The organism is Thiobacillus sp. (genome assembly GCA_024235835.1).
Lineage (GTDB): Bacteria > Pseudomonadota > Gammaproteobacteria > Burkholderiales > Thiobacillaceae > PFJX01.
Window position 1 is genome coordinate 267,899 of sequence record JACKLQ010000003.1, and the last position, 24,044, is coordinate 291,942.

A 24,044-nucleotide genomic window follows, 5' to 3' on the forward strand; every position below is an offset into this window, starting at 1 on the left:
CGCTAACGCGAGTGTTGCCCGTCAGTGCCGCGTCCGGCGAAGGCGTTGTAGATCGGCACCCAGACCAGGGCGAAATACCAGCCATAGCCGTAACTCTCCACCAGTCCCAGGAAATAGCTCTGCCAGCTGATCCACTCGAAACCGGGCAGCAGCTTCTGCCAGGATTCGTACATGGCATGGGCGGGGAACAACAGATCGAAAGCCACGCACAGGGTGAAGGTGATGGCCAGGAACAGGCTGGTGGCGTGCCCGACCGCGGTTAAAGAGATGCCTGATTTCATGCTGTCCCTCCTTTCTCGCCGCTCGTGGCCTGCAGGTACTTGTCCGGTTCGGCTTCGAACTTGTCCAGGCAATCGCGGCTGCAGAAGCGGTAGGGCTTGCCCTGGTGCCCCTTACTGTAGCCCTGGTCCGGTGAAACCGTCATGCCGCACACGGGGTCCTTTTGTTCCTCCTGCGCGATCCCGTCGTCGCCTTCGTGGCCGGCGTGGCTCCCATGTCCACCACCACAACCGTGGCTATGCCCGTGGCCCTTATGTCCTCCGCAGCCGACGCGCATCATGAAATAGAACAGGGCGCCGATAATCAGAAACCACAACAGTCCTTCCATATTTGCCTCCTTTCCCGCCGCGCCAACACGCGCGGCGCATCACCAAACCCGTGTGACCGGACGTGTCAGGCCTTTTTCGCCGTCATGCCGGCCAGGTGCGGGATAAACGCGGGCGTACGGCCGGCATACTCCCGCCAGGCCGCGCCGAAATCCTGCTGTGCCATGCGGTCCTCCCCGCGGGCCAGCCGCACGTACATGAACAGCAGGACAGGGAACATCAGCAGGGTGAGCAGGGTCGGCCACTGCACCAGGAAACCCAGCATGACCAGGATGAAAGCCACGTACTGGGGGTGGCGGATGTGGGCATAGGGGCCGGTGGTGGCCAGTTGATGGCCGCGCTGCGCCGCGTAGAGCGGCCCCCAGGCCTTGGCGAGCAGGATGAAGCCCGCGCCGATCAGGAGCATGCTGAGCACGTGGAAGGGGCCGAAGTGCGGATTGGCGCGCCAGCCGAATAGCATCTCCAGCAGGTGCCCCGCGTCGTGCGAGAGCCAGTCCACTTCGGGATAACGGCTCTGCAGCCAGCCGGAGAGGAAATAGATGGTGAGGGGATAGCCGTACATCTCCGTGAACAGGGCCACCAGGAATGCCGAAAAGGCGCCGAACGACCGCCAGTCGCGCGTGGTGCGCGGTTTGAAGAAACTGAAGGCGAACAGGATGAAGACCGCCGCGTTGACGATCACCAGCGACCACAGGCCGTAGTCGGGGGAGGCGTTCATCTCGTGCCGCCCGCATCGGGATCTTTCCCGCCATGGCCACTGTGCCCGCCATGGAAGAGGTGCAGCAACGGGCAGGCCGCCAGCAGCAAGAAAGGCAGAAAGCCGAGCAAGTGCGCGCGGTGCTCGGTGAACAGGAAAAAGCCGGCGATCACCAAGAACCCCGCCAGTACCCAGCCGCTGCGTGAAAAGCTTTTCTTCGGTTGCGGGTTCATGATGGCGTGTCCCATGGCCTGACGGCAGCCTTACTCGATGAGACTGTCCCGCACGCGTTGCAGGCGCGAACGGACTTCCTGGCCCAAGGCGTGGATTTCCGGCCTGTCGACGAGTTGGAGCACCGCCGCCGGGTCCATGAAGGCGACGGTGGTACCGTCGTCCCCCTCGCGCACCACCACGTTGCAGGGCAGGAGCAGCCCGATGTCCGGCTCGGCGCTGATGGCCTGGTGCGCTAGCGGGGGATTGCAGGCGCCCAGGATGCGGTAAGGCCGGCCATCGACGCCCAGCTTGGCCTTCATGGTGGCCTGTACGTCGATGTCGGTGAGGACGCCGAAGCCTTCTGTCTTGAGTGCCTCCGTCACTCGCCCAACAGTGGCACCGAAGGGCGTGTGCAAGGTGATCGAAAATCCGTACATCGTGTGCTCCTGTTGTGGGTTACTTGCCGTGCATGGCGTGGCCGCGTGGCGGACGGCATTCCAGGCTGTCCGCCTCGCATTGCTCGAGGTAATGGACGAAGGCACGCCGCAGTCTTTCCGGCCAGCCTTCGCCCAGGGCAAGGCCGGTTTCGCCCAGACGAGCCCCAATCTGCTGTTCCGTTGCCTGCAGGAGGTCATAGACGATTTCCAGCCGCTCACCGCTTACGCTTGCCGACTCCACCCCCATCATTTCCATCAGCGATGCCACAAGCCTGTCGGCCTGCTCGGCTGACAAGGGCACGCCAAGCAGGAGTGAGCGCCGCTTGAGCACCACGCGCCCCTCCTGCTTGGGCGCGGCTTGCCCGGGATGGCCGATGTAGAGATGCGGATTGGCCACGAACCGCTCCTGGCACTGCGTTGAGCAGAAGGCGTAATGGATGCCCTGGTAGACCGTATCCAGTTGCCTGGCGTCCACCTCCATGCCGCATACGGGGTCCTTGACCAGGGAACTCATCGCTCAGCCTCCCAAGTCGGCGCGGCGCTTCAGGTATTCCTCGCGATCAACCTCGCCACGGGCATAGCGCTCCTCGAGGATTTCCAGGGCGCTCCTGCTGCGGCCTTCTCCCTTGTCGCCAAGGAAATAGCGGATCACCAGGAAAAGGAGGATGAGCGGCACGACCCAGACCAGGATCATGCCGAGTCCGCCACCCCATCCCATGCCGTAATGGTCGAATCCGTACATGTCATGTCCTCCAATCTGAAAGTCTTGCCGCCTGGGAGTGGGTTACTTGGCCGGCATGCCCATGCCGCCCTGCATGCCAGGCCCCATTCCACCTTGCATGCCCATGCCCTTCTGCATCATGTCCAGGCGCTGCTCCATCATCTGCATGCGCCGGGCCATCATGTCATCCTGCCCGGCCATGCCCATGCCGCCTTGCATGCCTGGGCCCGAGCGCTGCTGCATCATCATCTGCATCATGTCCATGCGCTTTTCCATCATCTCCATGCGCTTGCCCATCATGTCGTCCATTCCGGCCATGCCACCCCCCTGCATGCCCTGGCCCATCATGCCCATACCGCCTTGGCCACCCATCATTCCCATGCCACCCTTGCCGCCCATCATGCCCATTCCCATTCCCATGCCGCCGCCCTTGGCATCCGCCATGGGACAGGGGCGGTCTTTCATCAAGGCCTCCATGTCCTTCATCTGTTCTTCCATCATGGCCATGCGCTTGCTGGGGTCACGCATCTGGCGCATGTCCATCATGCGCTTGCGCATCATCTGCATGCGGTCTGTGGCCTCCGGCGTGGCGGCCTGAGTGGCCGTCTGGGCCTGGTCGGGATGGTGGCCGCTGTGTTCATCCTTGGCCGCGTCGGCGGCCATGGACAGGGCAGGCATGGAGAGGGCGCCGGCCATGGCCAGCATCAGGGTGGTGCGTTGCATCGATTTCATGGTGAGCTCCTTGCGTGGGAAAAGTGATTTCATTTGACGGTTTCGATCCGGGTCACGGTCAACATGCCGTTCATGCGGTCAGCGCGGAAATGGACGTTATCGCCTGGCTTGACCTGATCCAGCATGGCGGGGTCCTTCACGCGGAAGATCATGGTCATGGGGGGCATGTCCAGGTTCGCCAGTTGGCCGTGCTTGATGGTGAGCTTGCCCTGGGCCTTGTCCACCTTCTTCACGGTGCCTTCGGACATCATGTCGCCCATGGCGGCATGAGCGGAGCCGCTGCCATGGCTCATGTGGTTCATGTCGGCCAGGGCGGGCAGCCCGAGGGGGAGGGTCATGACCAGGATTAAGGTGGAGAGCGAACGTTTCATGGTGTTCCTTTCAGTGAGGGAAGTTAGGGAATTTCAATAGCGGGCGTAGGTCCGGGTGCCGCCTTGCTTGTCCACCAGCAGGACGTCGTAGCGGTCCTTGTGGCCACCCATCTCCATGCCGGGCGAGCCGGTGGGCATGGCCGGCACGACCAGGCCGCGGGCATGCGGTTTTTCTTTCAGCAGGCGCTTGATCTCCCGAGCCGGTACATGGCCCTCCACCACGTAGCCCGCCACCTCGGCGGTGTGGCAGGAGCCGTGGCCGGGGGGGACACCCAGGCGGTACTTGTGGCTCACCACGTCGTCGGTGTTGTGAGCCCGTACTTGGACGCCGTTGGCCTCCAGATGGTCTATCCACTTGCTGCAGCAACCGCACGACGGGCTCTTGTAGACATCGACCACGGGCAGGGATTGGGCCGCCCAGACGGAAGTAGAAAGACCTGCCAGGAACAGCAGCGGGAGCATTTTGGTCTTCACGCAAAACTCCTTTGTTGAAAGTGGTTCCAGTATGGAAGGGGTCGGGCTACGCCAGCCTGACGGGGGGATGACAAATCCGTCATGTTGGTTTGGCGTCAGTGAACGTGATCGCCATGGTCATGGTCGTGGCCTTTGTCGGCCGGCTCCGGCTCGGCATGCGGCGCACCGGCGTGGGAATGACCGTCGCTGGCCTCGACCAGGGACTGGTATTGCTCTGGGGAAAGGCCGGGCAGTTTTTTCAGGAAGGCCACCAGATCCCAGATGGCCGCGTCCTCCATGCCACCCTTGGACCAGGCTGGCATGCCGGAGGCCTTGATGCCATGCTTGATGATCCAGAACTGGCGAGCCGCCCCTTGCGAGCCTTCCGTCGCATTGGCACGGGTAAGGTCAGGCGGGATGGGGTAAAGACCCCGGCGGATTTCAGAGTTCTCCTCGCCGGGGACTAGGTGGCAGTCCGCGCACATGGCGGCGTAGTTGCCCGCCCCCTGGCGTTGCCGCTCGGCAGCGTCCAGGTCCATGGGCGGCGTGATGTCCGTGCTCCTCCTGGCGATGGCGCGTTCCCGGGCAGTCTCCAGCAAGCGGTACACGATCGGGCCATGCGGCGTATCAGCGGATACGTCCGCCAGGCCCGAGTACACCACTGCGCCACCCGTCAGGCCGAGGACGCCCAGGGTGGCCACGGCGCCGATCCAGGCTTGGTTGAGGTTCGACATGGCGGTCACCTCAATGGTTGTGGCCGGTGGGTTTCACCGCCTTCAGGGTTTGATCATCCGCAGTGGGGCCTTCACGGCGTTCCGTTGCCAGGGGCTCGCCGGTCCATTCGTAAGCCACCGTGCCCTCGGGGTGCTTGTACCAGCCCGGGTCGGAGTAGTCGCCCGGCTTCTGGTCCTCGCGCACCTTCACCACGGTGAACATGCCGCCCATCTCGATGGGGCCGTACTGGCCCCAGCCGGTCATCATGGGCAGGGTGTTGTCGGGCAGGGGCATCTCCATCTCGCCCATCTCCGCCATACCAGCGGACCCCATTTCCATATAGTCTGGCACCAGCTTGCTGATGGTCTTCGTCACCTCTCGCTGGTCCACGCCGATCATGGTGGGCACGTCGTGCCCCATGGCGTTCATGGTGTGATGGGACTTGTGGCAGTGGAAGGCCCAGTCGCCGGCCAGCTTGGCGTCGAACTCGATGGCGCGCATCTGGCCCACGGCCACGTCGGTGGTCACTTCGGGCCAGCGGGCCGTCTCACGTACCCAGCCACCATCGGTACAGGTCACCTCGAAGTCCACGCCATGGACGTGCAGGGGATGGTTGGTCATGGTGAGATTGCCTGACCGCACTCGCACCCGGTCCCCCTGGCGCACCACCAGAGGGTCGATGCCCGGGAAAACCCTGCTGTTCCAGCACCACAGGTTGAAGTCCAGCATAGTGTTGATCTTGGGTGTGGCAGCTCCGGGCTCGATGTCGAAGGCGTTGAGCAGGAACACGAAATCCCGGTCCACCCGCATGAACTCAGGGTCCTTGGGGTGCACCACCAGGAAGCCCATCATGCCCATGGCCATCTGCACCATCTCGTCGGCGTGGGGGTGGTACATGAAGGTGCCCGATTTCTTCATCTCGAATTCGTAGACGAAGGTCTTGCCCGGCTTGATCTGGGGCTGGTTCAGGCCGCCGACGCCGTCCATGCCGTTGGGCAGGAGGATGCCGTGCCAGTGGATGGTGGTGTGCTCGGGCAGCTTGTTGGTGACGAAGATGCGGATGCGGTCGCCTTCCACGCACTCGATGGTGGGGCCGGGGCTGGAGCCGTTGTAGCCCCACAGGTGGGCCTTCATGCCCGGGGCCAGTTCCCTCACCACGGGCTCGGCCACGAGGTGGAATTCCTTGACCCCGTCCTTCATGCGCCAGGGCAGGGTCCAGCCGTTCAGGGTCACCACCGGGTTGTAGGGGCGGCCAGTGGCGGGATGCAGGGGCGGCTGGGTGGCCGGGTCGGTGAAGATGGGGGCCTCGGGCAGGCTCGCGGCCCCGGCCCGGGATACAAGACCCGCGCCCAATAAAGCGGCACCGGAATTTCTCAGAAATGCTCGGCGATCCATTCGTTGTTCTCCTTGTCGATTCAGTGTCCGCCGCCGGCATCGGCGGTCATGGCGGCACCACCGGACAGGCTGACGCTACCCGCGCCGCTGCCAGTCATGGCCATTTGAAGGTTGCTCTCGGCTAGCCAGAAGTCCCGCTTTGCCTGGATGGCAGCGTTGACGTTGGCTACCTGGCGTCGGCTGTCGGCAAGCAAGTCCCAGACGCCGATGAGCATGCCGTTGTAGCGCAGCAGGTTCTCCTCGGAGATGCGCCTGGCCAACGGCACGATTTCGTCCTGGTAATGGCGGGCCAGGTCATGGGCCGTGCGGTAGGCGCCATAGGCATCGCGCACCTCCGACTCGGCGTTGACGGCCATCTCGGCCACCCGGTGCATGGCCTGGGTGTATAGGGCCTCGGCCTTGGCGGTGCGGGCCTGGCCCCAGTCAAAGATGGGCAGCGAGACCTCGATCTCGTAGCCGCGCAGGTGGGGGCTGCCTTTGCTGTTGTTGTTCAGGTAACTCGCCTCCAGCACGTTGACGAAGCGCGTGGACCGGGTCAGGCCCAGGCTTTTCGCCAGGCCCGTGATCTCTGTCTTGGCCATGCGCAAGTCCAGGCGGCTGTCCATGGCCTGCTGGACCAGGTCTTTTTCAGCCAACGGCTCGGCGGGCAGGTCGGGCAGCCGGTCAGGCAGGTTGAAATGCCGCGCCTGGCCGGACAGGCCCAGCACCCGGGTCAGGCGTTCGCGTGCTGATGTTGCGTTCTGACGGGCCCGGGCCAGCTCGGCCGTGGCCTCGGCATACATCAGCTGTTCTTTCTGCTGGCGCAGGCGGCTGAAGTTGCCCACGTCGGCCATGCGCCGTGCCAGTTCCGAGCCAGCCTGGGTGGCGGACAGGACCTGTTCCTGGTACTTGGCACTTTCCTGGGCCGCCACCGCGTCGAAAAAGGCCTGTCGGGTCGTTTGCGCCAGATCGAGGGTTGCGTTGGCGACGCGCAATTGGGTGACTTCGAATCGGCGACGCTCGATATCACTGCGGGTGGACAAGGTCATCAGGCCCAGTAGATCGAACAGAAACTTACGTCCGTAGTCCACATCCCCGCCGCCTGACGTGCGTTCGAAGCTGAATACGGGATTGCGTAGCCGACCGGCCTGCACCAGGTCTGCTTCGGCAATGCCAAGACTCGCCATGTCCGCTTGCAGGCCGCGGTTGTTGAGCACGGCGATCTTGACCGCGGATTCAGCGGTGAGCGACTCGGCCAACAGGCGTTTCACCTCTTCCGCGACATGGGAGGAGTCCTGTTCGGTGCGGATCGGCTGGGCCGTCACCGCCATGCGTTCCTGGGTGATCGAGGTGACCTTGTCCAGGCCACCATCCGGGCTGAAGGAGGCGCAACCGCCCAGCACGCCCAGGCTCAGCAGCAAGGTGGGCAGTTTGGCCCTGCGCATCAGGGAAGCTCCGGCGATTGGGTACAAAGGATTCATGGCTGGCCTCCCTTGTGATGGTGGTGGCCACCCGTCTCCATCGATCCGGATTGGGGCGCTGAACTGTCTGCCCCTTTCCCGCCAACGGCACTGGCGGGCGCGACCATCATGTGGCCCATGTGGCCGTGCATAGGCCCCATAGCCTCGTTGGCCATGCGCCAGTCGGCTATGGGTGCCTCGCGGTAGGGGGTGTAATCGGCGGTGCTGGAACGGTATCCATCCTCGGGCGGTGAGGCCGCAGCCGCTGGCATGGCCACCGTCAGGATGAGGATGGCAAACATTGTTTTCATGGGGGCTTCCTCCTTGCAGGTCACGATGTTGTGAACGTGAGGCCATCCTGAATGTGTGACGCCAACGCGAACATGACGCGCGGATTACAAACCTGTCATGTCCATCAATGGGGCCACGGGCTGTGGCAGGATGTAGCCATCTGAAAGTCATCTGCCACATGAAAATCCTGATCGTTGAAGACGAACCCAAGACGGGCGACTACTTGAAACAGGGGCTCACCGAGGCCGGTTTCGTAGTTGATTTGGCACGGGACGGTTGGGATGGGCTGGAGTTGGCCCGAGCCGGCCAATACGATGTGGCCGTCCTGGACGTGATGCTGCCCGGGCTGGACGGCTGGCAGGTATTGGACGGCATACGTCGGGCCGGCCTGGAGACACCAGTGCTGTTCCTGACGGCACGGGATCAGGTCGAGGACCGGGTCAAGGGCCTCGAACTGGGTGCCGACGACTATCTGGTGAAGCCCTTCGCCTTTGCCGAACTACTCGCCCGGGTGAGGAGCCTGAGTCGGCGCGGGCGTGCCGGCCTGGAGCCGACGCTGCTCAAGGTGGCTGACCTGGAACTGGACCTGCTGCGCCGGCGTGCCAGCCGGGGCGGGCGGCGCATCGACCTCACCGCCAAGGAGTTCGCGCTGCTGGAACTGTTCATGCGCAGGCAGGGAGAAGTGCTGCCCCGATCCCTCATCGCCTCCCAAGTATGGGACATGAACTTCGACTCCGACACCAACGTCATCGACGTGGCGGTGCGCCGCCTGCGGGTGAAGATCGACGAGGGGCACGAACTCAAGCTCATCCACACCGTGCGCGGCATGGGCTACGTATTGGATGACAGTGAGCGTTGATTACGAATTCGAACATCGACAAGGAGCCCCCCTCTTATGACGACTACAACGGATGAGGTAAACGCATTGTGCTTCGGCTGCGTGTACTACCCGCCCAATCTACCCCACCACGCCTATGCTCAGGCCGACTGGGACATGCTCCAGGCCAAGTCATGTTCTTTTGAACTTGAACCAGCCAGCCCGCATTGTTTGGCCAATCGAAAAACGAGTTGCTCCCTCGTGGATCTGACGCCTAAGACCACCTCGCCATGAAGTCCCTATCGCTGACAGCTCGTATCAGCCTCTTGTTTGCCATTGCGGCAAGTGCGGTCCTGCTGGCAACGGGTTTATTTCTGTCACGCGCCGTCGAAATGCATTTTATCGAATCCGACCGGCATGAACTGGATGGCAAGCTGGAGCTGATTCGCCACCTGATCGAACGCGCTGACAGTCAAGAGGCCATGGCGCAGTTGCCGAAACAGCTGGATGATGCGCTGGTCGGACATCATGGCCTGTTCGTTGCGGTGACGGACGCCGATGGGGCCGTCTGGTTTGCCACGCCAGGCGCACCCTTCCCGGCCACCTTGTTGAATGCCAGCACCTGCTCCACCCAGCAGGCTGAGTGCTTGGCTGGTGGGCTCCGACAATGGCGTCTGGGGGAACATAACTACCGGGGCAAGGTCGTGCCTGTCGTCGCAGGCACCTCCGAAACCCAGTACGTCGCGGTGGCCCAGGATATCGGACATCACGAACTGTTCATGGCACGTTTCCACCTTACCCTGGGGCTGGCCATGACCCTGGCCGCCCTGGCGACCGCAGGGCTGGGGTGGTATGCCACCCATCGTGGTCTGGCTTCACTACGACGCTTCAGTGACCTTGCGACAGAGATATCGGCAGAACAACTCATGACCCGTTTGCCGGAGGAAGGCAGTCCTTCCGAGTTGAGAAAACTGGCGCAGTCGTTCAATGCCATGCTGGCCCGACTGGACGATTCCTTCCGGCGCTTGTCGGAGTTCTCGTCAGACATTGCCCATGAACTGCGGACGCCCATTTCCAACCTGATGACCCAGACACAAGTAGCCCTGAGCCGCGCCCGCGGCGTCGATGAATATCGTGGCGTGTTGCAATCCAACGTCGAAGAATATGAGCGCTTGGCCAGGATGACGGACGAAATGCTGTTCCTCGCCAAGGCCGACAACCGGCTCATCGTGCCGAACCGGGAGACGGTCGACCTTACGCGAGAGGCCCAGGACTTGATCGAGTTCCACGGCATCGTTGCCGAGGAGCATGGCATCCAGATACTTCTTGAAGGCGAGGCAAGCGTACCCGGGGATCGCCTGATGCTGCGCCGGGGCCTGTCCAACCTGCTGGCCAACGCCATCCGCCACACCTCAACTGGCGGCAGCGTGACGATTCGACTCACCTTAGAGTCGGATCACGCGGTCATCGCCGTGGAGAACCCCGGAACGATCTCCCCGGAGAAGCTTCCTCACCTGTTCGATCGTTTCTATACGGGCGACCCCGCGCGCAGTTCTGGAGGCACGGGTCTCGGGCTCGCCATTGTCCGTTCAATAGTTGACGTTCACGGAGGCAGAATCTCAGCTTCCACCACGGCGGGCCGAACGGTTTTCGAGATGTGGCTACCGATGAAGGTGATTTGAGAACATAGCCAATAATCTGCCCGATGGGGCCGGTGGCAAAACGTCTCGAGCTCGGCCATTACAGACAGATAACACGATTGAATCTTGCATTTGCACCTGCTACATTCTAAACATCGTTAGATTGTTAGACATATGAACAAGCGCCAACTCAAGGACCTGCTCTACGAACAGGTCGCCCGCATCGGCAAGGCCACTTCCAGTCCCAAGCGGCTGGAACTTCTGGAGATACTCGCTCAAGGTGAGAAGACCGTCGAAGTCCTGGCCGCAGAGGCCAACATCGACATCAAACTTGCCAGCGCCCACCTGCGGGTCTTAAAGGAGGCGCGCCTGGTCGAGACTCGGCGCGAGGGTCGCTTCATCGCCTATCGCTTGACTGGCAGCGATGTCAGCGACCTCTGGGTCAATCTGCGTACCGTCGCCGAGGAACACCTGGTGGAACTGAAGGTGGCCATGGACCAGATCTTCTCGACTCCGGAGAAACTGGACGCCGAGACCCGGCGCGGCCTGCTGGAAAAAGCCCGGCGTGGTGATGTGGTGGTGCTGGACGTGCGTCCCTCAGATGAATACGCCAATGGGCACCTGCCTTACGCCCGCTCCATGCCGCTGGAGGAAATCAAGAGACGCCTGGCCGAGTTGCCTGCGGACAAGGAGATCGTCGCCTACTGCCGTGGCCCCTTCTGCATGCTGTCCGCCGAGGCGGTGCAACTGCTGCGGGAGCATGGCTACGACGCCCACAAGATCACCGACGGTTTGCCGGAGTGGCTGGCGGCAGGACTCCCCATCGAATCCGGAGAAACCTGATGGCCAGGTATCTCTTCATCCTCAACGATGCGCCCTATGGCAACGAACGCCCCTACAACGCCTTGCGCCTGGCCGGGACGCTGGCCAAGCAGGAAGGAGAGCAGGTGCGGCTCTTTCTCATGGGGGACGCCGCCCTCTGCGCCAAGCGGGGACAGCAGGTGCCCCAAGGGTTCTACAACATCAATCTGATGTTGGGCCGGGTCGTCCGCCACGGAGAGGTGGCGGTGTGCGGCACCTGCATGGATGCCCGCGGCATGACAGATGCGGAACTGCTGGAGGGCGCGCGGCGCTCCACTCTGGAAGAGCTTGTCCATTGGACCCAGCAGTCCGACAAGGTTCTGGTTTTCTGAATCACACCCAACGAGGAGACAACGATGTTTTTCCGCCAACTTCTGGCCAAGGAGGCCACGCTTTCCTACCTGTTCGGCTGCGCTTCCTGCCATGTGGCCGTAGTCGTTGATCCGGTTCTGGGCGACGAGGATTGGTTCCTGGCCGAGGCGGCCAAGCAGGACGTGAAGATCACCCACGTCATCGACACCCATGTTCATGCCGACCACTATTCCGGGGGCCGAGCCTTGGCCGAAAAGGCGGGCGCGAAGTATTGTCTGCACGAATCCAATGCGGGACGGGTGAAGTATCCCTTCGAGCCCCTCAAGGACAACCAGCGCATCGACGTCGGCAACGTCTACATCGACGTCCTGCATACCCCCGGCCACACGCCGGATTCCATCTGCGTGCTGGTGACGGATAAGCGTCGTGCCGAGGCACCCTGGTTCGTGCTCACCGGGGACACCCTGTTCATCGGTGCCGTGGGACGGCCCGACCTGGCCGGCAAGGAGACGGTGATGGCCGTGCAGATCCACGAATCGATCCACCAGCGCCTCCTATCTCTGGCGCCCGAGGTCGAAATCTATCCCGGCCATACTTCCGGCAGCGTTTGTGGTGCTGGCATGTCCGGCAAGCCCGGCTCCACCCTGGGCTTTGAAAAACGCTGGAATCCCATCCTGGCGCTAGAGAAGGATGACTTCGTCGCCTCCCTGACCAAGGAAATCCCGCCCCGGCCAGCCGAAATGGATCGCATGGTGGCCTTCAACCTGGGCGCTTGAGATGACCGTTGCCCAGGAAGTGGCGGACTACCGCTACGGCATCCGTCACAACATCGCCCAGTTCGGCCATCAGTTGATTCAGGTCTTCCTGGTGGGGCTCACCATCGGCATGACCCGCACGGTGGTGCCGGCCTTGGCTGAATCCGAGTTCGGCGTCGCCAAGGGTTCCTTCATGATGTTGATGGCCTTCGTGGTGGCCTTCGGCTTCGTCAAAGGCACTCTCAACTTCGTTGCAGGTCGATTGTCCGAGCGTATTGGCCGTAAGCAAGTGCTGTTCTGGGGCTGGGTCGCAGCGGTGCCAATCCCCTTCATCATCCTCTACGCCCCGTCCTGGGACTGGATCGTGTTCGCCACCGTGCTGCTCGGTATCAACCAGGGATTCACCTGGTCCATGACCCAGACCGCCAAGCTGGACCTCACCCGGCCTGAACAGCGGGGCCTGACCATCGGTCTGAACGAGTTCTCGGGCTACTTCGGCGTGGCGGTGGCCGGCATCGTCACAGGCTACATGGCTGCCGGCCTTGGGCCACGCTTGGGACTGTTCGTGTTCGGTCTGGCAGCGATACTTGTCGCAGGACTGCTGACCCTGCTCTGGGTGAAGGACACCCTGCCTTGGGCCCACGCCGAGGGCAAGAAACACGCCGCCGGCCAGGTCACCGGGCCAAAGCCCCGTTATCCCACCAACATCGACGACCAGCCCACGACCTGGGAGGTGTTCACGCTGATGAGCTGGCGGGATCGGCGCATGTTCGCCCTCAGCCAGGCTGGCCTCGTGGAGAAGTTTGTCGACGCTCTGGTCTGGGTCTTTTATCCCGTGTTGCTCTATGAGCGCGGTCTGTCTCTGGCTGGCATCGGCTGGGTGGTGGGGGTGTACGGTTTCGTCTGGGGCATGTCCCAGTTCTTCACCGGACACCTTTCGGACAAGATCGGTCGCCAGAAGCCCATCATCTGGGGTATGTGGCTGTGCGGTGCTGGCGTGGCCCTCACCCTGCTGGGCGAGGGCGAAATCTGGTGGTCCTTCGCCGCCGCCGTCACTGGCTTCGGCATGGCCCTGCTGTACCCCAACCTGTCGGCAGCCGTCGCCGACATCGCTCATCCCAACTGGCGGGGCAGTGCCATCGGCATCTACCGCTTCTGGCGCGACCTTGGCTATGGCATCGGCGCCCTATTGCTGGGGGCAGTAGCCAGCCTAGTCGGCAACATCGAGGCCGGATTCTGGTTCACGGCTGCGGCCATGCTCGTATCCGGCGTCATCGTCTGGTGGGTGGGCGAAGAGACCCACCCACGTCTTAACCCTGCCCGGCATTAACCCGCAAACCATGGAGAACTTCATGTCCAAGACCCTGCTTGCCCTCGTTGCCAGCATCGCCCTACTGGCACTGCCCGTCCATGCCGCAGACAAGGCCGCCGCAGCCGAAACCATCGAGGAGTACATGGACTTCACTGAGTACGGCAGCAGTCTGATCTGGCCAGAGCAAATCCCAGAGGAGGACTGGAAACGTATCTTGGTCATCGACGCCCGTGATGCTGTGCAGTTCGCCAAGGACCATATCCCGGGCGCGCGAAACATTGACTGGCGTCGGATTCCGGCTAAACGTTACGATATCCCCAAGGACGGACTGGTGGTGATCTACTGCAACTCCGGCTCCCTCTCCGCCCAGGCTGTGTTCGCGCTCCGTCTGCTCGGGTGGGATAACGTCAAGGTGCTGCAGGATGGCTTCGAAGGCTGGAAGGCTAAAGGTGGCTTCGAGGCAAACAAACGGGCAAGTCATCCTGCAGGGCACTAGGGCGTGAGTGTGAGTACGCGCAAGGGTACCCGGACCTCCATGTTCCTCTCAGGCCAACGCTAGCAATCAGGCGATGCACTTAGGGGCAAGTTGGAACCTGCTGCGATCCCTCGTCATCCAGGAAAATCGGTCATTCGAGAGGCCGGACTGCATCTGAGGCCTGCCTGACACCGTAGGCGCGCTGTTCGGCCAAATCAGGCATCAAATCGGATGACAGGCGCAAGCCTCCCCATGCGCCGCAGCAACCAGTTCATGCAGAATCCCACACTCGCTGGCCCTGTGATTCTCCCCGCACTGAGCCCGCAGTGAGATAAGTTGTCTCTCCAGCGCGTGCAAGCTGGTGAGCCGAGCCTGTACTCGTGCCAATTGCTCGTCGATCAACCGGTTGATGTCGCCACATTGCTCCTCTGGATGGGCGACGAAATCCAGCAATCGCCGGATAGACTCCAGCGGCATGTCCAATGCCCGGCAATGACGGATGAAGGCCAGCCGTTCCAGATGCTGCTGCTGGTAGGCCCGGTAGCCGTTGGCCTCGCGTCCGGGCTCCGGTAGCAGCCCGGCCTTCTCGTAATAGCGGATGGTCTCGATTTCTACACCTGTGGCTTGCGCCAGCTCGCCTATGCGCATGGGTGACTCCCATCATCAACGGCATGACTTTACCCTCTTGACCCTGGAGTGGCTCCAAGGTTTCCAATGTGGCCATCCCCTCACTGCAAGATGTGGCCATGCCAGGTTGCTCGTGTTCTGGAAGCTGTGACGCTTCAACTACCGCCATTTCGCCGCGATATCGCCGGGCACTGTGGATAGCGCTTGTCCTCAATGCTGTGATGTTCGTGGTGGAGATCGGCGGCGGCCTGAAATCCGGCTCGGTTTCGCTGTTGGCCGACGCGGTCGATTTCGCGGGGGACGCCGCCAACTACGGTCTCTCCCTGGCGGTGCTGTCCATGGGCCTGGCCTGGCGTGCACGGGCGGCCTGGATCAAAGGCGTCACCATGGGCGCCTATGGCGTTCTGGTGCTGGCCAAGACCGTCTGGGCTGCCGCGCTGGGCATCCCACCCGAGCCGCTGACCATGGGTTTGGTGGCCCTGCTGGCCCTGGCGGTGAACGTCGGCGTGGCGATCATGCTGTATGCCTGGCGCAACGGGGACGCCAACATGCGCTCCGTCTGGCTATGCAGCCGCAATGACGCCATCGGCAACGTAGCGGTGGCGCTGGCCGCCCTGGGTGTGTTCGGCACCGGCACGGCCTGGCCCGACCTGCTGGTAGCCGGCGTGATGGCGACACTGGCGCTGACCGCCTCGGTCTCGGTTGTACGCCACGCGCGCGCTGAGTTAGCATCCCCGGCATGCGCAAGCTCGTAGCCATCCTTTTTATGCTCCTCCTGCCGTTGCAGTGGTCCACTGCGGCAGTGGCGGCTTATTGCCAGCATGAACAGGATGGCAAGGCCCAGCAGCACTTCGGTCACCACGCGCATGAGCATCAGGCCAGCGCTGCCCAAGCCGATAGCGATCCCGGCAACAGCGATTTCGATGCCGACTGCCCGAGTTGCCACGCGCATTTCACGCAGGCCGTCATCGACGCAAACCCGCCCCTGCTACCGGCGTCGCAAGGCCGCGATGCCATGACCTATCGGGTCTTCCTGCCCACCCCGCCGCCAGGCTCCCTGTTCCGCCCCCCTCTAGCCGACCTCGCCTGAAACTCCGGCAGGTTGGCGCGTTCCTCGATCCCCTCGTTGTCGCGTGTGCCTCGCCGGGTTTGACGTAAGCATTTACGCGCATTCCGGCTGCCCTCCACTTGGGTGGCTGCAACAGGACGAGGCTTCAAATGAACATTGCGTGCTGCTTGGGAGGCCGTGTTTCCCTCTTGCTGATGGCATGGGGCATCCCGCTTGCCGCCCTGGTTTCCGCTGCCTGGGCAGTGGAAACCCCGCCATATCTCAACCAGGCCTTCGAGGCCGCCTGGGCACGCCAGCCGGAGGCGCGTGCCGCCGGGGCACGGCGCGATGCCGTCGGGGCACGCCGGCAAACCGCCGACAGTTGGCTGGCGGAGCCGCCCAGCCTGGAGGTTTCCTATAAGACGGACCAGCTCAATCGTGACCACGGTAGCCGGGAATTCGAAGCTGGGCTTGCCATGCCACTCTGGTTGCCGGGCGAGCGGGCTGGCCAACGCGCCCTGGCCGAAGTCGAAGGTGCCGCGCTGGAGGGTCAGTTGGAGGCTGCACGACTGCGCACGGCTGGCGAAGTGCGCGAGGCCTGGTGGTCCCTGGCCCTGGCGCGCATCGATCTGGAGGCCGCCGAAGGACGCAGGAAGAACGCCGAGCGGCTGGCAGCCGACGTGGCCCGGCGGGTCAAGGCGGGTGACCTGTCACGGGCCGATGGGCACCAGGCCGATGCCTCTGTGGCAGGGGCAATCGCCGAAGTCGCGCGAGCGCGCGGGCTGTTGGCCGAAGCTGCCAAACGGCTGCGCGCCCTCACGGGCGAAGTGGTGCGGGACGCTGTATCCACCACCGCCGAGCCCACGCCCGCCCACGTCGTTGCAGGAGATGCCCATCCGCTCCTGAAGGAATGGTCAGCCCAGGTTGAAACGGCCCGCGCCGCCCGGAAGCTGGCCGGCGTGCAAAGCCGTGCCAACCCGGAACTGCGGCTGGCGACCACGCGCGACCGGGCCAATGCCGGGGATGCCTGGTCCCAGACCCTCACCCTGGGTGTGCGCATTCCCTTCGGCTCAGACAGCCGGCAGCGGGCCCGCGTCGCCACGGCCGCCGCCGAGGAAACCGAGGCGGAGTCCCGGTTGGCCGTCGAACGGGAGCGCGTCGCCGCCGGGATCGACGCCGCCCGTCAACGTGAAGAGTCGGCCCGCGCCTGGCTGGCCGCCGCTGAACAGCGGGCGCGGCTGGCCAACGAGACACGGGGCTTCTTCGAGAAATCCTTCCGCCTGGGTGAAACCGACCTGCCCACCCGTATGCGCATCGAGGGTGAGGCGGCCGAGGCCGAGCGCGATGCCGCCCGTGCCCGCGTCGAACTGGCCGCCTCGGTGTCCGCCTTGCGCCAGGCCATGGGCCTGCTACCCGAATAACCAGGAGAACAATCCATGAAACCCACACACCTGCTGGCGGCCCTGGTCCTGACCGCGTCCATGGCGGCCTGGGCCGGAGAGGATCACGACCACGGCGACGCCCCTGCCGCTACGTCTGGCCCCGCCTTGCCGCGCTTCGCCGCTGCGTCCGATCTCTTCGAACTGGTTGGCGTGCTCGAAGGTACCCATTTGACCCTCTGGCTCGACCACGCTGCCGATAACAGCCCGGTCAAGGACGCCAAGCTCGAACTGACGCTGGGTGGTGTCAAAGTACCGGTGGAGGCCCATGGCGAAGGGGAATTCGAGGCCACCCTGGCCAAGTCCCTCGCACCGGGGGAAATACCGGTGGCCGCCACCATCAGGGCCGGCGAGGAGACCGACCACCTGGCTGGTGATCTCGACATCCACGAAGAAACCGGGACAACCGAGACTGACCATGTCCACGGCTGGCAGGAATATGCTCTCTGGGCCGCTATCGCCGGCACGGTCCTGGTCGGCCTGGCCTGGCTCATCCGCCGCCTGCGTAGCCGCCGTCCGGGAGGTGCCGCATGAAGCCCATTGCCATTCTGGCCATGCTCTGCCTGGCCCTGGTGTCTGGCGCCCATGCCGGCGAAGGCCACGACCACGGCGACGCCCCCGCCGCCATTAACAGCAACGGTCCCAAGCGCTTGCCGGACGGCGGCGTGTTCCTGCCCAAGCCGGCGCAACGGCAGATCGGCGTACGCACACTGCCGGTCGAGGAAGCTGTGTTGCCCCGCGCCTTCGAACTCTCCGGCAAGGTGGTCATGGATTCCAATACTGGCGGCCGAGTGCAGGCCCTCATCGCCGGCCGGCTGGAGCCCGGACCGCGCGGCTTTCCCAACATCGGACAACGGGTCAGGAAAGGCCAGGTGCTGGCCTGGGTGGTGCCTTCCGCCGGTATGATCGAGCGCTCCAACCAGGCCGCCCAGTTGGCGGAGTTGCGTGCCGCCAAGGGCTTGGCCGAAAAGCGTCTGGCCCGCTTGAAGGAACTGGCCGACACCGTCCCGCGCAAGGACATCGAGGCTGCCGAAAGCGAGATCGACAGCCTCACTGGTCGCATCGCTGCCCTGGGCGCGGGACTTTCCAACCGAGACGCCCTGGTGGCTCCCGTGTCAGGGGTCATCGCCATGAGCAACGCCGTGGCCGGCCAGGTAGTCGAGGCGCGCGAGGTGGTGTTCGAGGTGGTCGATCCCAACCGCCTGCGCATCGAGGCGCTGGCCTACGACACCAGCCAGGCCCAGGACGTGGAGTCAGGCAGTCTGGCGGTGGGCGAGGTTCGGGTGCCTTTGACCTTCGTCGGTGCCGCCCGCAGCCTGCGCGAGCAGGCCTTGCCGCTGTTGTTCCGGGGCGAGGGCAATGCCTTGGCCAACTTGGCGGTGGGCCAGCCGGTGAAGGTCTATGCCCTATCCAGAAGCACGGTGCAGGGCTACCGCGTGCCGGCGGCGGCACTGGTGAAGAATCCGGCCAACCAGGCCATCGTCTGGGTCAAGATCGCACCGGAACATTTCGAGCCCCGCACGGTGACCGTGGAGCCCCTGGACGGCGCCAACGTGGCGGTGACCGCCGGACTGAAAGCGGGTGACCGGGTGGTGGTGCGCGCCGCGACCCTGGTCAATCAGGTCAGGTAGGGGCGCTGTCATGTTCAAGTGGCTACTCAACAACAGCCTGAGCAACCGGCTGCTGGTGATCATCGCCAGCCTGGTGGTGATGGCCTACGGCGCGTTCACCCTGACCCGCACCCCTGTGGATGTATTTCCCGACCTCAACAAGCCCACCGTCACCCTAATGTCTGAGGCCGGTGGCATGGCCCCGGAGGAGGTAGAGCAACTCATTACCTTCCCGCTGGAGACCACCATGAACGGGCTGCCGGGGGTGGAGAGCGTGCGCTCGGTATCCAGCGCCGGGCTGTCCTTCATCTACGTCACCTTCGACTGGCGCACCGACATCTTCCGCGCACGGCAGATGGTTTCGGAGCGTCTCACCTCCATGGAAGAAGGCCTGCCCGATGGCGTGACCCCGCGCATGGGGCCGATCAGTTCGATCATGGGCGAGATCATGCAGATCGCCATCCCCATCGACACGGAAAAGATCACACCCATGGAGGTGCGGGAATACGCCGACTGGGTGCTTCGGCCCCGCCTCATGGCGATCCCCGGCGTGGCGCAGGTCATCCCCATCGGCGGCGAGGTGCGCCAATTCCAGGTGCAGCCGGACACCGTGCGCATGGCGGAGCTGGGCATCGCCCACGACCAGCTCGACGACGCCCTGCGCGGTTTCTCGTCCAACACCTCGGGCGGCTTTCTGGAACTCAACGGCCGCGAATACCTGATCCGCAACTTGGGCCGCACCTCCCGCCTGGAGGACCTAAAGAACCTGGCGCTGACCAGCCGTAACAGGCAACCCATCCTGCTGCGCCAGATTGCCGGGGTGACTTTCGCCCCGGCCATAAAACGTGGCGATGCCGGTTTCGAGGGCAGGCCGGCGGTGATCCTGGGCATCCAGAAACAACCCACGGCGGACACTATCGGGTTGACCCGGTCCATCGAGGACGCCCTGGGCACGCTGAAACAGGGCCTGCCGGCGGGTATGGCCGAGCCCCGCGTCACCTTCCGACAGGCCAGCTTCATCGAGGCCTCCATCGATACCCTGCAAGGCAAGCTGATCGGCGCCTCGGTGTTCGTCGCGGTGATCCTGTTCTTCTTCCTGGGCACCCTGCGCCCGACCGTGATCGCGCTCACCGCCATCCCGGTATCGATCTTCATGACCGCGCTGGTGTTCAAGCAGTTCGGCATGTCCATCAACACCATGACCCTGGGCGGCCTTGCCATCGCCATCGGCGGTTTGGTGGATGACGCGGTGGTGGGCATCGAGAACGTCCTGCGGCGGCTCAAGGAAGAACGAATCAAACATCATGAGCACCGCCTGCACCCCATCGAACTGGTAGCCCACGCCACCCTGGAGGTGCGTTCGGCCATCCTCTATGCCACCCTCATCATCGTGCTGGTGTTTCTGCCGCTGTTCGCCCTGCCAGGCATGGAGGGGCGGCTGTTCGTACCGCTGGGCGTGGCCTTCATCGTCTCGACTCTAGCTTCCCTGGTGGTTTCGGTGACGATCACCCCGGTGCTGGCGTTCTATCTGCTGCCGCGCATGAAGTCCCTCGACCACGGCGACACGAAACTGCTGGCTTGGCTCAAGGTGCGTTATCGCGGCAGCCTGCAATCCGTGCTGAACCGACCCCGTGCGGCCTTGGCGGCGGGGGCCACGGCAGTGCTGGTGGCGGCGGTGGCGGTGCCGTTCTTCCCCACCACCTTCCTGCCGCCGTTCAACGAAGGCACCCTGCTCATCGGCCTGCGCCTCAATCCTGGCGTGACCCTGGCCGAATCGTCCGCCCTGGCCCGACAGGCCGAGGTGCTGGTGCGCCAAGTACCCGAGGTGGTCCACGTCGGACGGCGCAGCGGTCGCGCCGAACTGGACGAACATGCCGAGGGGGTGCACGTCAGCGAACTGGATGTGGGCTTGAAGCCCGCGACCGAACTGACCCGGCCGATGGACGATATCCTGGCCGATATCCGCGGGCGCTTGGTCAACCTGCCGGCAGCCATTGGCATCGGCCAGCCCATTTCACACCGTATCGACCACATGCTGTCGGGCGTGCGCGCCCAGATCGCCGTGAAGCTCTTCGGCGATGACCTGGACACCCTGCGCGCCCAGGCGGAGGGGCTACGGGAGAAACTCGCCGGCATCCCAGGCCTGGCTGACCTGGAAGTCGAAAAGCAGGTGCTCGCACCCCAAATCAAGGTGCGCATCGACTACGCGGCGGCAGCCCAATACGGCGTACCTACGCCGCAGATCCTGGCCATGCTGCAAGGGTTGGTGGAAGGTGAGCGGGCCACCCAGATCATCGAGGGTGGGCGGCGCTTCGCCCTGGTCATGCGCCTGCCGGAGTCGGCGCGCACGGTGGAGGGTCTGGGCCGCATCCAGTTCAGCACCCCGAACGGCAGCGTGCCCCTGTCACGCATCGCCACCATCGAGGACAGCGACGGCCCCAACCAGATCAGCCGCGACGACGGCAAGCGCCGCATCGTCATTTCCGCCAACGCCCAAGGCCGGGCACTGTCCGAAGTTGTGGCGGACATCCGCCGGGTGGTTGGAGACACGAAGCTGCCGGAGGGCTATTTCATCACCCTGGGCGGCCAGTTCCAGGCCCAGGAGGAGGCCTCGAAGCTGGTCGGATTGTTGTCCGTGGTCTCGCTGACGCTGATGTTCGTGGTGCTCTACAGCCGCTACAAATCGGCGCGGCTGTCGCTGCTGATTATGGCCAACATCCCGTTGGCCCTGGTGGGGGCCGTGATCGGGTTGTGGTTGTCCGGCCAGCCGCTCTCCGTGGCGGCGCTGATCGGCTTCATCACCCTGGCCGGCATCTCGGTACGCAATGGCATCCTGAAGGTAAGCCACTACATCAACCTCATGCGCCGCGAGGGAGAGGGCTTCGACCACAAGATGATCGTGCGCGGCTCCCTGGAGCGTCTGGCGCCGGTGCTGATGACCGCCCTGGTGACCGCCTTTGCCCTCGCCCCGTTGCTGTTCGAGGCCGAGCGACCTGGCACGGAAATCCTGCACCCCGTGGCCGTGGTCATCTTCTCCGGCCTCATCAGCTCCACCTTGTTGGATACCTATCTCACCCCCGCGCTGTTCTGGCTGTTCGGACGCCGGGACGCCGAACGCCTGATGGCCGACCGCGAGGCCGAGGCGCTTTGATAAACAAGCCCAATCGATTCAACTCGAAGAAAGGACACACCATGAAACTTAGTCATCTCCTCACCATCCTGGCCTTCGCCCTGACCGGTTGTGCCTCCAATGTGGCCCTCAAAGATGCCAACGATGCCACACAAGCCGTGGGCACGCTGACATTGACTTGGCTTGTTCACAATTCCATGGAAGTGACGCTCGATGGCAAGCGTTACGTGGGCGAATGGGAGAGTGAGCGTTGTTTGAACCTGGAATGCCGAGGGGTCTACCGCAATGTGTCTCGCATTCATCGTCGGCATATCCGGGAAGGGCAAGCCGTATTGAAAACCAAGGACGGGGAGCGTTTGGACTGCGAGTGGGTGAGCCATCTACCCGATGTTCAGGGCACATGTCGGGCTCAGGACGGCAGAGTCTTCAAGTTGGTGGATGACACGCTGGCCAAGTAAAGGGAAGGGTAGGCGGGAGTGGTGCCCCCCATTGCTCCCCCAGGACCGGATGGTGGTTTGACGGCCATGCAGCAGCGCGATGCAAAGCACAGCGGCTCCATTACTCTGCCATGCTGGAGCGTCGGCTGTGCATCAGATAGCAGCCATTGAATCAGCGTTGCCCAGATTGAGGCGGGTGCTGCCTAATTGAGGCTTCGGAGGCAGAAATTCACGGACGTACAGTCATGGGAACTGGCTATGGCCGTTCTGGCCGAGGACTTGCCCGATAAGGGGGCTCGGCACAATGATGGAAGAAGCGCATATAGCTGCCGTTTGCCGGATGCAGCTCTCCCATCCACCGAACCAGGCCTGCTCTAGCTTTCCCTGATATTCCCTATCCCCATGCCCGCGAAGCCCCGCTTGACAAGGCTTTCAGCCTTGGTAGCCTGAGAGTGTATTTCGTTGGCGGAGAACCGCTCGCTTGCACCGCACTGCACCCGTCGGGATCAGGGAATGATCCCGCCATTTGCCGCAAGGCGCCTTCGAGCCCGGTCAGTCCCTGAAACCGGAACGGTCGCAAGACCGGGGATTCCGTATCCATCCGTAGCATCCACCCAGCGGGGAACCCCTTCCCCGTCCGGGGCATGGTTCCCCTTTCTTTCTTCCGAAGGAGAGTTCCATGTCCCAAGCACAGTCTCTATCCCAATCCACCACCGGCACGCCCGCCGGCGAGAAGGCCTTCTTCGACCTGCATGTGAACGGGGTCGGCTATCTCAATCGCATCCGCGAGGTGAAACCCCGCAAGGGCCAGCCTTTCATGGCCTGTTCCATCTCGGCCATGCGGGGCGATCCGAACGACGTGGAGTACACGAAGTTCGATCTCCGGGTCACCGGGGGTGAGGCCAGGCGCATCGTCGCCATGCTGAAGCCCGAAGTCGACGGGAAGAAGCCCGTGGTCATCGGCTTCCGGATCGGCGACATATATCCGGAGCTTTTCACCTACGAACGGGGCGAGAAGGTCGGTCAGCAAGGCGTCGCCATCAAGGGGCGTCTGCTGAAGATCGGCTTCGCCAAGGTGGACGGCCAGGCGGTGACGCTGCCTGTCGAACCACCCCAATCCCATTCGGACAGCACCGCGCAGTAGGGCTGTGTTTTTCCCTTCCATCCACCCTGCCGGGGAACCGTCCGTTCCCTGACGGGATGCGGTCTTCCCGGCCATTCCTTGGGGAGACCACCATGGAAGTTCATGAACAGATCGTCATGGAATGTCTGGGCTGGGGGTTCTTCATCGCTGCCTTCGATGAGGAGAGCGGCGACTTTGCGCGGGTGTCCGAGGAGTTCTACCTGGCGTTCGAGGCAGCGCAAGCAGCCTTGATGTCGGGGGACTGGACACCTGCCTAACGCGGACCCTCCATCTCAAGCCATCGCATCGATCGCATTCGTCTTATCACCCTTGGCGGGCCGTTGCTTCCCGCCGGGGAGCGTGATGCCCGCCAGTTCATTCTCGAAAGGA

The 24,044-nt window shown here is 63.5% G+C and carries 31 protein-coding genes; 16 read left to right on the forward strand and 15 right to left on the reverse strand.

Annotated features, from left to right (window positions below):
- Positions 1 to 2: 2 nt before the first annotated feature.
- The 14 genes from H6935_15385 to H6935_15450 all read right to left on the reverse strand — a co-directional run bounded on the left by H6935_15385 (position 3) and on the right by H6935_15450 (position 8,088).
- The gene (locus H6935_15385; GenBank protein MCP5279716.1) at positions 3 to 281 is read right to left on the reverse strand and encodes a hypothetical protein; all 279 of its coding nucleotides are present in this window, start codon (positions 279 to 281) and stop codon (positions 3 to 5) included.
- Entirely contained in the window at positions 278 to 607 is a 330-nt protein-coding gene (locus tag H6935_15390; GenBank protein MCP5279717.1) for a YHS domain-containing protein, read from the reverse strand. Before H6935_15390 ends, H6935_15385 begins: the two co-directional genes overlap by 4 nt.
- 65 nt (positions 608 to 672) lie before the next feature.
- Positions 673 to 1,323: an isoprenylcysteine carboxylmethyltransferase family protein gene (locus H6935_15395; GenBank protein MCP5279718.1), complete on the reverse strand. Its 651-nt coding sequence runs from the start codon at positions 1,321 to 1,323 to the stop codon at positions 673 to 675.
- Positions 1,320 to 1,535 (reverse strand): DUF2933 domain-containing protein, encoded by a 216-nt coding sequence (locus H6935_15400; protein MCP5279719.1) that lies wholly within the window; start codon positions 1,533 to 1,535, stop codon positions 1,320 to 1,322. The genes H6935_15395 and H6935_15400 overlap by 4 nt, the downstream gene beginning before the upstream one ends.
- Before the next feature lie 30 nt (positions 1,536 to 1,565).
- Positions 1,566 to 1,952: a DUF302 domain-containing protein gene (locus tag H6935_15405; GenBank protein MCP5279720.1), complete on the reverse strand. Its 387-nt coding sequence runs from the start codon at positions 1,950 to 1,952 to the stop codon at positions 1,566 to 1,568.
- A gap of 19 nt (positions 1,953 to 1,971) precedes the next feature.
- A complete protein-coding gene (locus tag H6935_15410) occupies positions 1,972 to 2,466 on the reverse strand; it encodes a YHS domain-containing protein (protein ID MCP5279721.1) in 495 nt (164 codons plus the stop codon).
- A gap of 3 nt (positions 2,467 to 2,469) precedes the next feature.
- Positions 2,470 to 2,694 (reverse strand): SHOCT domain-containing protein, encoded by a 225-nt coding sequence (locus H6935_15415; GenBank protein MCP5279722.1) that lies wholly within the window; start codon positions 2,692 to 2,694, stop codon positions 2,470 to 2,472.
- Between the two features lie 42 nt (positions 2,695 to 2,736).
- The gene (locus H6935_15420) at positions 2,737 to 3,405 is read right to left on the reverse strand and encodes a hypothetical protein (protein MCP5279723.1); all 669 of its coding nucleotides are present in this window, start codon (positions 3,403 to 3,405) and stop codon (positions 2,737 to 2,739) included.
- Between the two features lie 29 nt (positions 3,406 to 3,434).
- Positions 3,435 to 3,776: a copper-binding protein gene (locus H6935_15425; GenBank protein MCP5279724.1), complete on the reverse strand. Its 342-nt coding sequence runs from the start codon at positions 3,774 to 3,776 to the stop codon at positions 3,435 to 3,437.
- A 33-nt stretch (positions 3,777 to 3,809) separates the two neighbouring features.
- A complete protein-coding gene (locus H6935_15430; GenBank protein MCP5279725.1) occupies positions 3,810 to 4,238 on the reverse strand; it encodes a DUF411 domain-containing protein in 429 nt (142 codons plus the stop codon).
- A gap of 107 nt (positions 4,239 to 4,345) precedes the next feature.
- Entirely contained in the window at positions 4,346 to 4,963 is a 618-nt protein-coding gene (locus H6935_15435) for a cytochrome c (GenBank protein ID MCP5279726.1), read from the reverse strand.
- A 10-nt stretch (positions 4,964 to 4,973) separates the two neighbouring features.
- Complete coding sequence (locus H6935_15440) at positions 4,974 to 6,338, reverse strand: copper oxidase (protein MCP5279727.1); 1,365 nt, start codon at positions 6,336 to 6,338, stop codon at positions 4,974 to 4,976.
- A 20-nt stretch (positions 6,339 to 6,358) separates the two neighbouring features.
- Positions 6,359 to 7,762: a TolC family protein gene (locus H6935_15445; protein ID MCP5279728.1), complete on the reverse strand. Its 1,404-nt coding sequence runs from the start codon at positions 7,760 to 7,762 to the stop codon at positions 6,359 to 6,361.
- 32 nt (positions 7,763 to 7,794) lie between these two features.
- Entirely contained in the window at positions 7,795 to 8,088 is a 294-nt protein-coding gene (locus H6935_15450) for a hypothetical protein (protein ID MCP5279729.1), read from the reverse strand.
- Between the two features lie 158 nt (positions 8,089 to 8,246).
- Between H6935_15450 and H6935_15455 the strand changes: the two genes are divergently transcribed.
- The 7 genes from H6935_15455 to H6935_15485 all read left to right on the forward strand — a co-directional run bounded on the left by H6935_15455 (position 8,247) and on the right by H6935_15485 (position 14,261).
- The gene (locus H6935_15455; GenBank protein MCP5279730.1) at positions 8,247 to 8,927 is read left to right on the forward strand and encodes a heavy metal response regulator transcription factor; all 681 of its coding nucleotides are present in this window, start codon (positions 8,247 to 8,249) and stop codon (positions 8,925 to 8,927) included.
- Positions 8,928 to 9,175: 248 nt separating this feature from the next.
- Positions 9,176 to 10,567, forward strand: coding sequence for a heavy metal sensor histidine kinase (locus H6935_15460; protein ID MCP5279731.1), 1,392 nt, complete (start codon positions 9,176 to 9,178; stop codon positions 10,565 to 10,567).
- 132 nt (positions 10,568 to 10,699) lie between these two features.
- Positions 10,700 to 11,368, forward strand: a complete 669-nt coding sequence (locus tag H6935_15465) for a metalloregulator ArsR/SmtB family transcription factor (protein MCP5279732.1) — start codon at positions 10,700 to 10,702, stop codon at positions 11,366 to 11,368.
- A complete protein-coding gene (locus tag H6935_15470; GenBank protein ID MCP5279733.1) occupies positions 11,368 to 11,718 on the forward strand; it encodes a DsrE family protein in 351 nt (116 codons plus the stop codon). The genes H6935_15465 and H6935_15470 overlap by 1 nt, the downstream gene beginning before the upstream one ends.
- A gap of 24 nt (positions 11,719 to 11,742) precedes the next feature.
- Complete coding sequence (locus H6935_15475; protein MCP5279734.1) at positions 11,743 to 12,474, forward strand: MBL fold metallo-hydrolase; 732 nt, start codon at positions 11,743 to 11,745, stop codon at positions 12,472 to 12,474.
- 1 nt (position 12,475) lies between these two features.
- Positions 12,476 to 13,783 (forward strand): MFS transporter, encoded by a 1,308-nt coding sequence (locus H6935_15480; GenBank protein ID MCP5279735.1) that lies wholly within the window; start codon positions 12,476 to 12,478, stop codon positions 13,781 to 13,783.
- Between the two features lie 22 nt (positions 13,784 to 13,805).
- On the forward strand, positions 13,806 to 14,261 hold the full coding sequence (locus tag H6935_15485; GenBank protein MCP5279736.1) for a rhodanese-like domain-containing protein: 456 nt from the start codon (positions 13,806 to 13,808) through the stop codon (positions 14,259 to 14,261).
- Between the two features lie 201 nt (positions 14,262 to 14,462).
- On the opposite strand, the gene cadR is transcribed toward H6935_15485, so the two are convergent.
- Positions 14,463 to 14,888 (reverse strand): Cd(II)/Pb(II)-responsive transcriptional regulator, encoded by a 426-nt coding sequence (gene cadR / locus H6935_15490; protein MCP5279737.1) that lies wholly within the window; start codon positions 14,886 to 14,888, stop codon positions 14,463 to 14,465.
- Positions 14,889 to 14,986: 98 nt separating this feature from the next.
- Between cadR and H6935_15495 the strand changes: the two genes are divergently transcribed.
- The 9 genes from H6935_15495 to H6935_15535 all read left to right on the forward strand — a co-directional run bounded on the left by H6935_15495 (position 14,987) and on the right by H6935_15535 (position 23,932).
- On the forward strand, positions 14,987 to 15,622 hold the full coding sequence (locus tag H6935_15495; GenBank protein ID MCP5279738.1) for a cation transporter: 636 nt from the start codon (positions 14,987 to 14,989) through the stop codon (positions 15,620 to 15,622).
- Positions 15,607 to 15,957, forward strand: coding sequence for a hypothetical protein (locus tag H6935_15500; GenBank protein MCP5279739.1), 351 nt, complete (start codon positions 15,607 to 15,609; stop codon positions 15,955 to 15,957). Before H6935_15495 ends, H6935_15500 begins: the two co-directional genes overlap by 16 nt.
- 173 nt (positions 15,958 to 16,130) lie before the next feature.
- Positions 16,131 to 17,336 carry a TolC family protein gene (locus H6935_15505; GenBank protein ID MCP5279740.1) on the forward strand — a complete coding sequence of 402 codons (1,206 nt, stop codon included), beginning with the start codon at positions 16,131 to 16,133 and terminating at the stop codon, positions 17,334 to 17,336.
- Between the two features lie 15 nt (positions 17,337 to 17,351).
- A complete protein-coding gene (locus tag H6935_15510; GenBank protein MCP5279741.1) occupies positions 17,352 to 17,888 on the forward strand; it encodes a hypothetical protein in 537 nt (178 codons plus the stop codon).
- The gene (locus H6935_15515) at positions 17,885 to 18,985 is read left to right on the forward strand and encodes an HlyD family efflux transporter periplasmic adaptor subunit (GenBank protein ID MCP5279742.1); all 1,101 of its coding nucleotides are present in this window, start codon (positions 17,885 to 17,887) and stop codon (positions 18,983 to 18,985) included. The genes H6935_15510 and H6935_15515 overlap by 4 nt, the downstream gene beginning before the upstream one ends.
- Positions 18,986 to 18,995: 10 nt before the next feature.
- Positions 18,996 to 22,115, forward strand: coding sequence for an efflux RND transporter permease subunit (locus H6935_15520; protein ID MCP5279743.1), 3,120 nt, complete (start codon positions 18,996 to 18,998; stop codon positions 22,113 to 22,115).
- Positions 22,116 to 22,156: 41 nt separating this feature from the next.
- Positions 22,157 to 22,552: a hypothetical protein gene (locus tag H6935_15525; GenBank protein ID MCP5279744.1), complete on the forward strand. Its 396-nt coding sequence runs from the start codon at positions 22,157 to 22,159 to the stop codon at positions 22,550 to 22,552.
- 658 nt (positions 22,553 to 23,210) lie between these two features.
- Entirely contained in the window at positions 23,211 to 23,675 is a 465-nt protein-coding gene (locus tag H6935_15530) for a DUF3577 domain-containing protein (protein MCP5279745.1), read from the forward strand.
- A gap of 92 nt (positions 23,676 to 23,767) precedes the next feature.
- On the forward strand, positions 23,768 to 23,932 hold the full coding sequence (locus H6935_15535) for a hypothetical protein (GenBank protein ID MCP5279746.1): 165 nt from the start codon (positions 23,768 to 23,770) through the stop codon (positions 23,930 to 23,932).
- Positions 23,933 to 24,044: the final 112 nt, after the last annotated feature.

Bases quoted from the DNA above. Each gene is read 5' to 3' on its own strand.
- H6935_15385 (MCP5279716.1), bottom strand. From the start codon at position 281: ATGAAATCAGGCATCTCTTTAACCGCGGTCGGGCACGCCACCAGCCTG.
- H6935_15390 (MCP5279717.1), bottom strand. From the start codon at position 607: ATGGAAGGACTGTTGTGGTTTCTGATTATCGGCGCCCTGTTCTATTTC.
- H6935_15395 (MCP5279718.1), bottom strand. From the start codon at position 1,323: ATGAACGCCTCCCCCGACTACGGCCTGTGGTCGCTGGTGATCGTCAAC.
- H6935_15400 (MCP5279719.1), bottom strand. From the start codon at position 1,535: ATGAACCCGCAACCGAAGAAAAGCTTTTCACGCAGCGGCTGGGTACTG.
- H6935_15405 (MCP5279720.1), bottom strand. From the start codon at position 1,952: ATGTACGGATTTTCGATCACCTTGCACACGCCCTTCGGTGCCACTGTT.
- H6935_15410 (MCP5279721.1), bottom strand. From the start codon at position 2,466: ATGAGTTCCCTGGTCAAGGACCCCGTATGCGGCATGGAGGTGGACGCC.
- H6935_15415 (MCP5279722.1), bottom strand. From the start codon at position 2,694: ATGTACGGATTCGACCATTACGGCATGGGATGGGGTGGCGGACTCGGC.
- H6935_15420 (MCP5279723.1), bottom strand. From the start codon at position 3,405: ATGAAATCGATGCAACGCACCACCCTGATGCTGGCCATGGCCGGCGCC.
- H6935_15425 (MCP5279724.1), bottom strand. From the start codon at position 3,776: ATGAAACGTTCGCTCTCCACCTTAATCCTGGTCATGACCCTCCCCCTC.
- H6935_15430 (MCP5279725.1), bottom strand. From the start codon at position 4,238: ATGCTCCCGCTGCTGTTCCTGGCAGGTCTTTCTACTTCCGTCTGGGCG.
- H6935_15435 (MCP5279726.1), bottom strand. From the start codon at position 4,963: ATGTCGAACCTCAACCAAGCCTGGATCGGCGCCGTGGCCACCCTGGGC.
- H6935_15440 (MCP5279727.1), bottom strand. From the start codon at position 6,338: ATGGATCGCCGAGCATTTCTGAGAAATTCCGGTGCCGCTTTATTGGGC.
- H6935_15445 (MCP5279728.1), bottom strand. From the start codon at position 7,762: ATGCGCAGGGCCAAACTGCCCACCTTGCTGCTGAGCCTGGGCGTGCTG.
- H6935_15450 (MCP5279729.1), bottom strand. From the start codon at position 8,088: ATGAAAACAATGTTTGCCATCCTCATCCTGACGGTGGCCATGCCAGCG.
- H6935_15455 (MCP5279730.1), top strand. From the start codon at position 8,247: ATGAAAATCCTGATCGTTGAAGACGAACCCAAGACGGGCGACTACTTG.
- H6935_15460 (MCP5279731.1), top strand. From the start codon at position 9,176: ATGAAGTCCCTATCGCTGACAGCTCGTATCAGCCTCTTGTTTGCCATT.
- H6935_15465 (MCP5279732.1), top strand. From the start codon at position 10,700: ATGAACAAGCGCCAACTCAAGGACCTGCTCTACGAACAGGTCGCCCGC.
- H6935_15470 (MCP5279733.1), top strand. From the start codon at position 11,368: ATGGCCAGGTATCTCTTCATCCTCAACGATGCGCCCTATGGCAACGAA.
- H6935_15475 (MCP5279734.1), top strand. From the start codon at position 11,743: ATGTTTTTCCGCCAACTTCTGGCCAAGGAGGCCACGCTTTCCTACCTG.
- H6935_15480 (MCP5279735.1), top strand. From the start codon at position 12,476: ATGACCGTTGCCCAGGAAGTGGCGGACTACCGCTACGGCATCCGTCAC.
- H6935_15485 (MCP5279736.1), top strand. From the start codon at position 13,806: ATGTCCAAGACCCTGCTTGCCCTCGTTGCCAGCATCGCCCTACTGGCA.
- cadR (MCP5279737.1), bottom strand. From the start codon at position 14,888: ATGCGCATAGGCGAGCTGGCGCAAGCCACAGGTGTAGAAATCGAGACC.
- H6935_15495 (MCP5279738.1), top strand. From the start codon at position 14,987: ATGCCAGGTTGCTCGTGTTCTGGAAGCTGTGACGCTTCAACTACCGCC.
- H6935_15500 (MCP5279739.1), top strand. From the start codon at position 15,607: ATGCGCAAGCTCGTAGCCATCCTTTTTATGCTCCTCCTGCCGTTGCAG.
- H6935_15505 (MCP5279740.1), top strand. From the start codon at position 16,131: ATGGCATGGGGCATCCCGCTTGCCGCCCTGGTTTCCGCTGCCTGGGCA.
- H6935_15510 (MCP5279741.1), top strand. From the start codon at position 17,352: ATGAAACCCACACACCTGCTGGCGGCCCTGGTCCTGACCGCGTCCATG.
- H6935_15515 (MCP5279742.1), top strand. From the start codon at position 17,885: ATGAAGCCCATTGCCATTCTGGCCATGCTCTGCCTGGCCCTGGTGTCT.
- H6935_15520 (MCP5279743.1), top strand. From the start codon at position 18,996: ATGTTCAAGTGGCTACTCAACAACAGCCTGAGCAACCGGCTGCTGGTG.
- H6935_15525 (MCP5279744.1), top strand. From the start codon at position 22,157: ATGAAACTTAGTCATCTCCTCACCATCCTGGCCTTCGCCCTGACCGGT.
- H6935_15530 (MCP5279745.1), top strand. From the start codon at position 23,211: ATGTCCCAAGCACAGTCTCTATCCCAATCCACCACCGGCACGCCCGCC.
- H6935_15535 (MCP5279746.1), top strand. From the start codon at position 23,768: ATGGAAGTTCATGAACAGATCGTCATGGAATGTCTGGGCTGGGGGTTC.